This window comes from Microbacterium sp. NPDC056569 (assembly GCF_042793475.1).
In the GTDB taxonomy this organism is placed as follows: domain Bacteria; phylum Actinomycetota; class Actinomycetes; order Actinomycetales; family Microbacteriaceae; genus Microbacterium.
In genome coordinates, this window is record NZ_JBHTUV010000008.1 from 122,572 (window position 1) to 135,421 (window position 12,850).

The window sequence follows — 12,850 nt, forward strand, 5'->3', positions numbered from 1 at the left end:
TCACACCTCCTCGAGCACGAAGCGACGCCGGAACGCCTCGCTGTTGAGCGATACGACGGCGTGCAGGTCCGCGTCGGGCCGCTGCTGCCGCTGCAACGAGCCGACGACCTGCGCCAGCGGCAGCCCGCGGCGCAGCCCCTCCACCAGGCGTTGCAGCCTGCCGGAGGAATCCGGCGAAACTGAAAAGCTTCCGCATATCGCCGAGACGTCCGGCGCATTGCGGACGAGATGCCAGCAGAAGGCGTTGGCGAGCATGAGCTGCTCGGCGGCGACCGAGGACGAGTCGCCCAACGCCAGATCGAGGATCACCAGCGCCGACCTGCTGTGGCCGATGGCGTTCGCCAGACGTTCCGGCGTCAGATGATCCCCGCCCAGCTGCAGTGCGGGGGCGCGCCGTCGTTCGATGGGCTCGGCGACGAGGTGGATGATGCGCGCACTCGGGCTGAACCGCGTCAGCTCGCCTTGGGCGATGCCGTACGGGTCGGCGTGCCGGGCGCTGTATCCGTAGTACTCCGACAGCGCCCCGGCGGAATAGCTGCGCAACTTCCGTTCGTTCAGGTTCGCGACATAGACCTCGGACGAGTGGATCGTCGCTTCTCGGGGCGAGAGGGACGCCCGGCGTCCGGTCCGCACGACCGCAGCCCCGTGTCGCGAAGCCAGCGGGCGGTCTCCGATGGAAGCGAGCTCCCACGGCCAGCGGGCGGCGGCCTCGTCATGGATCCGCAGGGCGAGGACGGGCTCCGCCGCCTCGTCCAGCCATCGAGCGACCTCGCCGACCGAGAGAGCTGCGCCGAGTGTCTCCATGACGGCGACCGGAGCCGCGGCGAGGGCGTAGTGCCCTTCGGCGATCATCTCCCGGATCACCGCCTGGGAGCGCCCGTCCATTCGCGCGCCGCTCTCGGTCTCGACGAGCAGCGTTCCATCCCCGGGCACGGTGGAGATTTGCACCATCTGAGCCTGCGCGTCCGATTCCAGATCGTCGGAAGGAGCCATCTCGCCCGCTGCACCGGTGAACGAGTTCCAGCCTGTCGCCTCTTCTGCGAGCCGGTGCTTCGCATCCTGCACGGTCACGGTCAGCGTCTCACGGTCCTCCACGTTCGCGTGCTCGAGCGCCCGCAGCAGTTCCGCGGAGGCGTCAGGGTACCCGAGCACTCGCTCCAGCTCCGCCTTGGCGAGCAGCAGTGCGGCCGGTATCCCCGAGGCGACGTCGATGTCGGTGGCATCCCGAAGTCGCTGGGCGATCTGCGCCGGAGCCGGCTCGGCCGCAGCGGGTACCTGACCCAGCCACTGGAGCGCCCGGAGTCTCGACGCGGGATCGTCGACGGACTCGAGCGTCTCGGCGAGGCGCGCCAGTCCGTCGGGCGTCGCGCCCAATACGGAGAGCCGCGCGCACTCCATCTCCACGCGCACGGACGGCGGCGTCCACTCGGAGGCAGCGAGCCCGTCGTATGCCTCGCTGATCTCTTCGTGGCTCCGGTGGGGGTCGGCCTCCCGGTCCACGACAGCCTCGAGCGCCTCCGCACGACTGCGTGCGACCGCATCGCCGCCATGAAGACTGCGGGAGAGATTGGCGGTGGAGAGGTCGTGGTGACCCGTCGCGGCCATGAGTCGCGAGAGCCAGAGCGATGCCTCCAGGGCGACACCGGCGTCAGCTCCCGACGCGGCGTCGCTCAGGGCCGCGCGGGCCGGGTCGTTCGCGCGCCGGAGGGTGTGCGCCTTTCCCCGCAGCAACGACACCTCCGGTGCCGGAGCACCGGATCGGAACGTGGGGAAGGCACCCTCGAGCTCCTTGAGGGCGCGCGCCGCGTCGAGATCGATGAGCGCGGCTGCGGCGCGCATCGCAGCGGAGAATCTGGGACTCTCGAGAACGTCTCGCACCCTGCACAGCCCCAGCAGGGCCAGCCCGATCAGCTGCGGGTCGTCGGCACGAGTAGCCACCTGGAGCGCCTCGCGCCATTGCTCGGTCGCGATGAGGACACGCGCGAGCGGCTCTGCCGCCTGCGCCTCCCAGTCGCTGCCCGCGGCCGCGTCGGCGAACCGGCGAGCGACGTCGAGCGCGGTACGCGGCGGCTCGAGGCGATGAACCCACTCGACCATGAGCTCGAGGTGCGCCGGACCAGCCGCGCCCCGTGGAGCCGGCATGGACAGAGCGGCACCGAGCATTCTCCACGCATCCTCGATGTCGCTGAGCGCCCACGCCATCGCCGCGTCGAGGAACGCCATCCGGCGCGGCTCCGCGGTGCGCACGGCCTCCGGAATCCTGGATCGATGCACCGACAGCCGCGCCTCGTCGATCGGCCGCTCCGAGGCCGCCGCGTCGTGGATCAGCGCCTCCGCGCGCTCGAGATGCGCGTAGCCGAGCACCGTAGGTTCGGGGCTGCGCCGCGGGCTGTTCTCCCGCCGGAGGGCGACGGCGATCACTTCGTCGGAGATCTCGCCGCGATCGGACCGGGTCAGGTCAGGATCCGCGAGGAGCTCGCGCCACTGCTGGTCGCCCGAGACGTCGGCGCGGGGACTCTCGTAGGCATGGAAGACGACACACCGGAGCGCCCCCGCGCGCGACGGTCCGGGGGCGGAATCGTCGACCTTCCGCCTCCAGTACTCGAGGGCTCTGCTGTGGATGTCGTCGAAGACGGGGTCTCCGGCCGCCAGAAGAAGGTTGCGAAGCGGTTCGCGCACCTCGGGGTGGAACTGGACGGCGTCCGGCACGTGTTCGAGGGTCGATACCCAGGACGTGGTGCCGACATACTGCAGCAGCTTGTTCCACGCCTCATCGGCGGCACCTGCCCGGCGCACGACGGCGGCATCGGGCAGCGGCCAGCGCTCGGTGCCCGACGTGACGGGGGGCATCGCCGACGTGTCGGCGGGGGCACGGTCGTAGCGCTCCCCGTCGGCGATCAGCTGCTCGAGCGCGGGCCAGATGATCTGATCGACTGCTTCCCGGGTGAGGATCTTCATCAGCGCACCCCAGCGCAGGATCCACTGCACGAGGGGGTCGGCGATCCGGTCGACGATGCGGGTCACCAGATACGCGAGCTCGACCGACTCCAACGCGTCGATGCCGTCGGCTGTCGACTGCGGATTGTCCTTCAGGACCTCCTTGAAGAGGCCCAGCTTCATCGGGTTGCCCTCGCTCCGTCTCACGACCGCGTCGATGACATCGGCTTCCGCCGACCCGGCCAAGTACCGTCGCGCCTCCTCGCCGGAGAATCGGGGCACGGCGATCGTCAGGGCCTGCTGCCCGACGAGCATCCCGGTGCCGGCCGCGTCTTCGAGCAGGGGGTTCGGCCCCATGAACTCGTCGTGGAACACTTCCGATCGCAGCACCGAGCCGTCCTTGTGCGGCAGGCTGCTGTCGAGGTCGAAGCGGCCGGTGAGGACGACGCGCAGACCGGGGACTCCCGGGTCGGCGTCCGAGGCGCCCCTGTCGCGCACCTCGCGAAGCACCTTCAGCACCGCGTCGACGGATGCCCCGTCCGCGTGCTGCACGTTCTCGATCGTGTCGAGCGCGATCACCACGATTCCGTCCGCGACGGCGCCGGCGAGTTCGGTGCGGAACTTCCTGGGCACGTCCGCGGCGACCTGCTCGAGGAATTCGACATCCGTCGCCGTGCCGTCCGTCGGGCCCGAGATCTCCCGCAGCGGCACGGCCTCCGCGAAGGTGGCGGCACGGAGGTGGCCGTACGACGCGAGGAGGTACTCGAAGGGTTGTCCGGCGAGTTGGGAGTTGAGCTCCCGCGCCAGGGTCAACAGCAAGCGCCAGGGCTGGGTCGTGTTGATCCCGAGGCGATCGATGTGGTCGAAGTCGATGCGCGCCACCGGGATGTCGCGCACAGGACAGGTGCGGCCCAGCAAGTTCTTGACGAACATCGACTTTCCACCGCCGCCCGGAGCGTGGAGATGGAGCACCCACGGAGCATCGTCGTCCAAGAGCCGGTCCAGGGCATCCTGTTCGAAGTCGCGCTCGACGTATCCGTCGCTCGCTTCGCGGTCGCGGATCGCCCGGGACTGCCGGCGGAGTCGCGGAGTGAGGCGCTTGTGAAGATCCACGGCGTCCGGGTAGTCGCGGACCGGCCACTCCTCGAGCAGGCTGAGCAGATCATGCGCGCGGCCGATCGCGGGCTGGCGTGAATCGATCGCCGACGTGAAGAGATCTTCGAGGCGGGCGAATCCCTCGGGTCTCATCGAGTCGACGCACAGCTGGGCGTAGATCGACTCCAGTTCGTCGTCAGAACTGCTCACCCGCCGCCAGGCCGATGCGGCTTCCGCTTCCTCGCTCCGCACGAGTTCGCGCCGCAGCGACTCGGACATCGTCCACCGCTGGCTGTCCGATGGGCCGGGTCTCACGTGGACGAGTGGATGATCGGCAAGACGGTCGGCCGCCTCCTCGGAGCCGGTTGCGAGTCGCGCCAGCTCGGGAGTGATGTACCTCAGCACCGCCGCTGCGCCCAAGAGACGTCGGTCGTGTGCCGGCAAGGAGTCCACGATCAGAGCTTCGAGCGATGCCGTGCCGGCCGGGAGGCTGTCCATCATGACCCCGATTGAAGATTGAGCGCTCCGTCTCGGAGCAGACCCAGCGACTTGCCTGTCCTGGGCGAGATACGAGCAGCGGCCGCGAACCGGTCGACACCCTCGTGCTGGGCGACCGGAAGCCGGGACTTCCAGTAGGCCTCGACGTGCATGACCGCCCGCGCCCATTCCTCCTCGGGGAACGGGCCGACGGCGGTTCGCGTCCAGCCTTGAGGCCCTTTCAGGACTTCCCATCCCTTGTCGGTCGCGAGGATCATCCGAATCGGCGAGGCGGCTGTGCTTCCGGTCAGGTACGGACCGCACAGCTGCTGGAGGAGGATGTCGTCGACCACGTTCTCCTCCCAATCGCTGAGCCCGTCGAGCACGATGAGAAGCCGGCCCTCGCCGACGGCCGCGGCCAGCTTCGCCTGAAACGCCGCGATCACCGGGCCGCTCTCGCCGGGTTGCGAGGCGATCTCTTCCAGTTCGTCGGTGAGGTGCTCCGCCTTCGCGGCCTGCGCGATGCGGACGAGAACGTCCCGCCATGAACTGCCCGTCGGTGCGACGGATCGACTGACGTCGACCTTGATCACGCAGTCACCATGTCGTGCGCCGATGTCGGCGATCGCGTTCAGCAGTGCGCTCTTGCCCACGTCGGCATTCCCCGTGACGAGGGCGAGGTAGGAATTCGTGCCATCCATCGCACGCCACGCGTTCCACCGCTCATCCCACCGGGCGACATAGTCTTCCCTCAGCCAGCGCCGAGCGAACCCGGGCAGGGGCTCGACGGTGATGACCGCGCCCACATCCCCCCGCGCCGTCAGTCGCGGCAGCGGCCAGTTGGAATGCAGTTCCGCGATGCTGTCCGTCTCCTGGCCGGCGGCGAGTTCCTTCACCGTCAGCCGCGCCGACATCAGTGCCTGATCGATGCTCTGTCCTTCGAACAGGCTCCGATAGAACCGGGCGCTGAGCGCGTGCGAGGAGTCCGCCCGGATGTCTCCGAGCATGGCGATGACGGCGATGCAGCCGGCATCGAGGAAGGCTTCGACCAGAGATGCGGATGCCGTGGGGGCAAGACCGGTCGAGCAGGCGTTCAGCACCACCAGTCGCGGCGGGGCCTCCCGAACGACGTTCCTGATCCGTCCGGCGGTCCACACATCGTTCTGCCCGGTCGCCGCGGCGTAGACCCGGAAGTCCGGCCCAGCGCCTTCGCCCACGACTCCGCCGTGCCCGATGAAGTGGAGCACATGCGGGCGGAATCCGGCGAGGGCGTGCTGGACGTCCTCCGGGTTCGGGCGCAGCAGCGTCTTGAGGAGGATCTCCTCGTTCTTGAGGTGGGCGGCTGCTTCGATCTTGAACAGCTCTTCCTCAGCCTTGATCAGGTCGTCCTCGGGGTCGTTCCCGATGACGACGAGCACACGGAGCGGGTGCTCCAGCTCGGGCGGGGTCCCCGCGAGCGGCCCGCGGGCGGCTCGAGGCACGCCCAGGCAGATCTTCGCAGCCCCCAGGAACAGGTCGAAGCCGTCGTGACGGAGCAGTTCCCACGGGTAGTCGTTGAGGGCCTTGCTGCGCAGATCCAGGTAGATCCGCGAGTCGCCGATGCGCGCCTCGACCGCCGCGCCGATCGCTCCGGGCGTCAGTCTCTCCCAGAGCGTGTCGCCGACGTACTCGAGGAGCGGGCTGTTGAGGAGCGACTCTCTGCTGAGCACCTCAGACGGAACGACCTGAACGCCCTCGTGCTCGAGCGGTGACGTATCGAAGCCGTCATGATTCGACGCGATCAAGGAGCCGTCGGCGGCGTCGGTCAAGGTGATCGCATCGCCGTCGCCGGAATCCCCAGCAGCGCGGACGGAAAGCACAAAGTCAGCCACGGTGCACCCCTCGCAACGTGTGAAGACTCGAGTCTTGGGTTCATTGTGGCCCGAGTCCGAAATGTGGGCAACGGGTCTGCCGACACAGCGCCCGCTGGTTCAGGATCTCGAGGGTCGAGTCAGCCGCGAGGCGGGATCCACACGACCGGTCGGTCGACTCTCACTCATCCCTGAGGGGACCAGCTCCTGGGTTGATACACCTGCCTCGGTTGCCGTCATCGCGGTCTCTACCGATGCAAGACCGGGTCTGGTATACCTCACTCATTGCGGAGCGCCTCCGCCTCCGTATTCGGCGAACACTGCGCGTCTGGGGGGACTGCGATGAGCGAGGAACCGGCGAACAAAACGGCAGGCCCCAAGCCGGCGGTACCCTGGGGCGTCCTTCTGGCGATCGCGATCGTGATCATCGTGGTGTACGTCATCGCGGTCTTCGTGCTGTTCCAAACTGCTGATGACGAAGGCACGAGCGACGTGATCTGGGGGCGGTACACCTTCCTGCTCGCCGGGTTCGAGGCGATCGTGTTCACGGCTGTCGGCTGGCTCTTCGGACGCGAGGTCAACCGCAAGCAGGCCGAGCAGGCCGAGAAGGCGACGGAAGAGGCCAAGGAGAAGACGGCCGAGGCCGCCGAGTTCAAGGCGAAGGGCGAAGGCCTGCGGCAGGCGATCCTGAGCGCCCCTGCTCCTGCGGGGACACCCAGGGGGTTCGAGGTTCCCGGCGACCCGTTCGCGGCTGTGCGGGAGCAGGCGCGGAACACGACGTTCTGAGCCCTCGCCTGCGTCCATATCGCGAACCCCACCGCGGGCTCTCGCCGTTCTCCGACCATCTGGTCCCCTCCGGCGAGGGGAACTATGGTGTGCGCAGAAGCGGTGTTGCGACGACGGGTGTCGAGGGAGATGGCGTCATGGAACACACGAATGATGCGGTGGTGACTCTCACCGAAGAGCAGTGCTGGAACCTGCTCGCGCGGTGCGAACTGGGCCACCTCGCCCTGGATGCGGACGGCGAGCCCGACATCTTTCCCGTGAACTATGTAGCCGACGGCCCCCGCGTGCTGTTCCGCACGGCGCCCGGCTCGAAGCTCGCGGAGCTCACGGAGCACCCGCGGGTCGCGTTCGAGGTGGACGAGTACGACGACACGTTCGCCGCGAGCGTGGTCATCAAGGGCGTGGCCGAGCGTCTCGAGGTGCAGCGGGAGATCGACGAGGCCGACGCTCTTCCGCTCTCGCCTTGGATCCCCACCCTGAAGTACCGCTGGGTGCGCATCGTGCCCACGCAGATCAGCGGGCGATGGTTCGCACGGACGCCGGAGCCGGAGCGCTACCGCGCGTCATCGAAGGAAGGCGCCTGACTCGACCGCCGACCCGATACCGCGTCGACCAGGACCTGAACGGATGCTGCGGGCCGCAGCATCCGTCTCCTCCGGCGTGCGGACCGGCGAACCTCGTCGTCCCCCGAGGGCATCCGCGACCCCGCAAGCGAGACCCCTGTCCCACCCAGCGGGCGATCGATCGCTCCGCCTCCTCGTGGTGGATAGGTTCGCGCGCACAGCCTCACATCGACTGCGGAGGCATTCCCATCCCGATGACGAAGGAGTCATTGTGCACCGATCACCGCTCGCATCGACGGCGCAGGTTCGACGGCGCGCCCGCCGAACCAGATCCGCCGCCCCCGCACTGCGTCGCGCGGTCGCCGCCGTCGCCGCGATCGCCGTCGCCACCGGCGCGTTCGTGCTCTCGCCCGGGGCCGGCGCCGCAGAGCCCGCCGTGGACGAGTCGCTCTTCCCCGTGCCGGACGTCCGAGGGCCGATCCCCTCCGCCGTGGGCGACCCGGCCGTCGGCCACACCTTCATGTCGTCGGACCTCGTCGGCCACCACCACTACGTCGAGACGGAGTTCATCTACAGCGGAACCGCCAACCGCTACAACGCGACGGTCGCCGGCGGCATCGGCTCCCGCGCCACCCCGTCGCCGACCGCCGACATCGTGTCGTCCGGGCACCCGTACACGACCCGCATGGTCGTCCGGCGGCCGGCTGACGGTGCGGACTTCAACGGCACCGTCGTCGTCGAGTGGCTCAACGCGACCTCCGGCTACGACGTCGAGGCGATGTGGTACCGCACGCACGAGCAGATCATGCGCGAGGGCACCGTGTGGGTGGGCATCACGGCCCAGAGCGTGACGATCACCAACCCGACGCTCGGCCTCAAGCGGTTCGACCCCGTCCGCTACGGCGACCTCGACCTGACTGCGGGCGGCCAGTTCACGTCGGGCGACCCCCTCTCGTACGACGTCTACGGCCAGGGCATCCAGGCCGTGCGCCACGCCGGTGTGCTGGGCGACATCGAAGACGACATCCAGACGGTGGTCTCGGCCGGGGTGTCGCAGTCCGCGGGCCGCCTGTCGGTGTTCACCAACGCGATCCAGACGCGCGGGGAGCCGGTCGCCGACGCCGCCCTCCTCTTCATCGGCGGCGAGAAGATCCGGGACGACCTCCCCATCCCGGTCTTCAAGGTCTACTCCGAGTCCGAGAACGCGACCTCGGTGTTCAACACCCTGCAGCCCGACACCGATGGCATGCGCACCTGGCACGTGACCGGCACCACGCACTCCGACTGGCAGTCGATGATCGTGCGCTATCCGGAGCTCATCCGTGACCAGCCGACCGCCGCACTGGCCGACACCTGCGCCCAGGGCCCGACGCGCAGCCGCATCCCGGAGCGCTACACGTGGGCCGCGGCCACCGAGCACCTCGTGAACTGGGCCAGGGACGGCGTGCTGCCTCCCACCGCCGATCCGCTCTTCACTCCCCAGGGCACGATCGAGCGGGACTCGTTCGGGAACGCCCTCGGCGGGCTCCGTCTCGCGCCCGTCGAAGTGCCGATCGCGAAGGCGGTCGCGGGCTGCGGGCTGAACGGCATCTACGTGCCGTTCGACACGGCGACGCTGAACGCGCTCTACCCCGACCGCGACAGCTACCTCACGCCGTTCTTCGCGGCGGTCGAGCAGAACGTCGCCGCGGGCTATGTGCTGCCGGCCGACGCCGACGAGATGTGGGCGAACGCGCAGTCCTCCCTCATCGGCCGCGGACTCACCTGCGAGGACCTGTGCGCCAACGTCTCGCAGTTCCCGGTGTTCCCCTCGACGCAGTCGCTCCGCGACCAGGTCGCCTCGTTCTTCCTGCCCGGCGGCAGCGAGCTCGTCGATCTGGCCGACCGTGCGACGCTGTCGGTCGCGAAGGGACAGACGGATGCTGCCGCCAAGGGCAAGGAGTACGCCAAGGCGATCGGCGTGCTCAGCCACTTCCAGGACCTCGCCGCCCGCGCCCAGCGCGAGGGGCGCGCGACCGTCGGCCAGTCGGACCTGCTGATCGACTTCGCGGACGTCCTCATCACGCGACTGAGCTTCGCCGACGTCGGGCTCACGGTCGAGAGCCGGTGCACCGGTCCGCGGGCGCGCCTGACGGTCACCGCCGTGAACACGGGGAGCCTCGAAGGTCGGATCGACATCGCGTCGCCACACGGGTCGACGTCAGCGCCCGGCACGCGGGTCGACAAGGCGGTGAAGGAGACGTTCACCACCGAGACCGCGCAGCTGGCTGCGGGCTCCGTCGAGGCCACCATCACCGCGCTGGTCGACGGCGCCCCCGTCGTGAGCACCGCCACGGTGCCCTTCGAGGCGCTGAGCTGCCGCTGAGCCGCGCATCAGACAGTGACGGCGTGCGCCGCGGTTCCACCCGCGGCGCAGGCCGTCACTCCCTAGGGACTTTCGGCACTTCGCTCCTTATCGACACCCGGTTGTCGCGGTTCTAAAATCTCGCCAGGAAATGGCGCAACAAGGGGGATTCGTGCGCCCGAGTCGATTCTCCTGCGTCCGGAACCTGGGGAGGGTCCGATGAAGAATCCGATGAAGAAGGCTGCCGCGACGGCGGCCCTCGTGCTCTGTGCCACGTTCGGCGGCGCCGCCGCCGCACAGGCAGACAGCGCTCCGTACTCGATACCCGCGACGTCGGAGGGCAATCACGAAGCGACGTGGGGTGACAACTGCGAGAAGATCGAGTTCGCCTACGACGGCGTCACGTCGTACTTCCTTCCCGACACCTACACGGTCGTCGTCGTGAAGGCAGGACGCACCAACACCGTCTACGAGTTCTTCGGGGGCGGCTACGTGTCGTCGCTCTCCGGCAAGGACATCAGTCACATCATCTACTGCCCGGGGGACCCGAGCGGCACCTGACAGTACACGACGATCCTCCCGCGGCCACTCGGCGCGGGAGGATCGTCGTTGCCTCGGCCAGGAAAGTGTGCCCCCACCCGCTCGTCGGCGAGCGTCAGTCGGGAGGACGCAGGAGGATCCCGCCGATGTAGCCGAGCACCGCGCCGGCGATGACCAGCGGAATCCCGAGTCCGAGCTCCGTCAGCATCACGTCTTCGACGAGCGCCGACACCACGTAGCCCACGCTGAGCAGCACCGCCACGATCGCCGACTTCCGCGTGAGTCCGCCCTTGCCGGCCAGACCGAAGAGCATCCCCACAGCCAGGAGTGCGAGCGCGATGCGAAGCGGCGTTTCTGCGGCCGCGAGCCCCGTGGAGAACGAATTCGCGTTGCCGATGAGCTCGGGCAGACCGTCCACATCGAGATCGAACGTGGTGTCCGGAGTCCATTTCAGGGCTCCGACGAGCATCATCAGGGCGCCGATGACGACAAGCCACCTGCCGGCGGGCCGCCGGCGATCGGGTCCGGTCTGCATCAGCTCCGCCGTCGCGGTGAGACGCTGCGATCCGTCCGAGACCAGGATGGCCAGGCGGCGCACCCCGACCTGGCGCGGCCGCGGGTGGGGGCTCGACACCGACATCCGGGCGTGGCCGACCGAGCCGGGCCCGATGGTGAGGCGCGGCGGGGTGAACCTGGCTCGCACCAGTCCGTCGTCGGAGTGCCCGGCGAGCACCACATTGAGCGGCTGCGAGCTGCGGCGGTTGTCGACCTCGATCGAGAATTCCGCTTCCTCGCGCGTGCCGATGTCCAGCTTCTCGGGGTGGGCCCGCACCTCCGCCGTCGCCATGGCGGCGGCCGACGCCTCGATCTCGAGCGACGCCGTTGCCTCGACATCCGTCGTTCCGTCGGAAGCGATCACGGTGAACGGGTGAGTCGCGCTCGACCCCCGCGGCGGCAGCTGCGCGCGAACACGACCGTGCGACCTCGTGACGTGGCCGGGCGTGGCGACGAAGCGGGCCGGTGCGAAGGCGAAGGTCAGCCGCTGCTCCGGGTCCCTGCCCGACAGCGAGATGGTGATGCCGGTGTGACCGCCACGGTTGTCGACGTGGACCTCGAAATCGCCGTCGGTCGAGTCGGTGAGTCGGATGGTGCTCGGCTGCACCTGCACCCGGACGGGGGCGTCGACCGGGGCGGCCGGAGTGCTCTGCACGAGGGTCAGTGCGGTCGTGATCACCCTTTCGTCGTTCGTCGCCTTCACGGTGAGCTGGCGGTTCAGCTGCTGGCCGGGCGGAGGCTGGGGCGCGGTGAAGCCCACCGCGACCTCGACCATCGTTCCCGGGGGGATCTCCACCACTTCCGGGGTGAACACGAAGCCCACGACTCCTTCGGGGTCGCTCCCGCTCAATCCGACGGTCTGCGGGTAGTTCGCGGCTCGGTTGTCGAGCCGGACGGCGAAATCGCCCGAGCCCGCGTCGTCGAGCCGGATCAGCGTCGGCTGGGCCTCGAGCGTCGGAGGTGGACCGTGCGGCGGAACGGTCACGACGATGGACGCGGACACATGGCGCCCGGGGTCCTCGATCGAACGCACGACGACCGAGAGCGGAACCCGCTGGGCGACGACCATCGTCTCATCGCGCAGTCCGAGGGTGACGGCGACGCCGAGTACCTCTCCGGGCATGAGGTTCACGTCGGGGTGCTCGACAGAGAGCCACGGCGGCGGGTCGACGGCCTCGAAGACGTATCCGTCGACGATGGCCGTCGCGTTCTCGACGGTGATCTCGAGCGCGGCCGTGGCATCGGGGGTCACGACGACCTCAGGGTCGGCGATCGTCACCCACGCGGGCGCGTGCGCCGCGGGACCGGGCACCGGAGCGGGGGGCGTGCCGGCAGCGGGAGAGTCGGATGCTGCGGCAGCAGGCAGCGGCGGAGGGTCGGCCGGGACCGATCCGACGATCGTCGGAATCGTGCCGGTCAGCGCGGCACCGTCGAGCGTCGAGCCGCCGGAGTCCCAGCCGAGGTAGTTGTCGCACGTCCTGCAGAACCGCGCACCAGCGTCGTTGATGGTCCCACACACCGTGCACTTGCGTTCGGCCATCCTCGTTCCTCCGGCCGGGACGTCGCCAAAGTACATTCGCGCCTGTCGTGATTGTACGGACGGCTGACGACGAGGAACCAGCCTCATGCCTTAACGGGCACGGATCGCTGCCCCGTATACGCCGCGGCCCGAGGACGCTAGGTTGTGTCTCATCGGGGCCCGA

Annotated in this window: 7 protein-coding genes; 4 read left to right on the top strand and 3 right to left on the bottom strand. The window is 69.1% G+C overall.

What is annotated here, in order from left to right:
• Both ACFQ7C_RS11225 and ACFQ7C_RS11230 read right to left on the bottom strand, forming a co-directional pair.
• The gene (locus ACFQ7C_RS11225) at window positions 1–4,533 is read right to left on the bottom strand and encodes a hypothetical protein (protein WP_378900585.1); all 4,533 of its coding nucleotides are present in this window, start codon (window positions 4,531–4,533) and stop codon (window positions 1–3) included.
• Complete coding sequence (locus ACFQ7C_RS11230) at window positions 4,530–6,317, bottom strand: CHAT domain-containing protein (protein ID WP_378900587.1); 1,788 nt, start codon at window positions 6,315–6,317, stop codon at window positions 4,530–4,532. Before ACFQ7C_RS11230 ends, ACFQ7C_RS11225 begins: the two co-directional genes overlap by 4 nt.
• Window positions 6,318–6,701: 384 nt before the next feature.
• Here ACFQ7C_RS11230 and ACFQ7C_RS11235 point away from each other — a divergent pair, with 384 nt between their 5' ends.
• From ACFQ7C_RS11235 to ACFQ7C_RS11250, 4 genes are all read left to right on the top strand, one after another.
• The gene (locus ACFQ7C_RS11235) at window positions 6,702–7,145 is read left to right on the top strand and encodes a hypothetical protein (protein ID WP_378900589.1); all 444 of its coding nucleotides are present in this window, start codon (window positions 6,702–6,704) and stop codon (window positions 7,143–7,145) included.
• 161 nt (window positions 7,146–7,306) lie between these two features.
• Complete coding sequence (locus tag ACFQ7C_RS11240; protein WP_378900592.1) at window positions 7,307–7,729, top strand: pyridoxamine 5'-phosphate oxidase family protein; 423 nt, start codon at window positions 7,307–7,309, stop codon at window positions 7,727–7,729.
• A gap of 250 nt (window positions 7,730–7,979) precedes the next feature.
• Entirely contained in the window at window positions 7,980–10,073 is a 2,094-nt protein-coding gene (locus tag ACFQ7C_RS11245; protein ID WP_378900595.1) for an alpha/beta hydrolase domain-containing protein, read from the top strand.
• Window positions 10,074–10,271: 198 nt separating this feature from the next.
• A complete protein-coding gene (locus ACFQ7C_RS11250) occupies window positions 10,272–10,613 on the top strand; it encodes a hypothetical protein (RefSeq protein ID WP_378900598.1) in 342 nt (113 codons plus the stop codon).
• Window positions 10,614–10,707: 94 nt separating this feature from the next.
• On the opposite strand, the gene ACFQ7C_RS11255 is transcribed toward ACFQ7C_RS11250, so the two are convergent.
• A complete protein-coding gene (locus ACFQ7C_RS11255; RefSeq protein WP_378900601.1) occupies window positions 10,708–12,687 on the bottom strand; it encodes a hypothetical protein in 1,980 nt (659 codons plus the stop codon).
• Window positions 12,688–12,850: the final 163 nt, after the last annotated feature.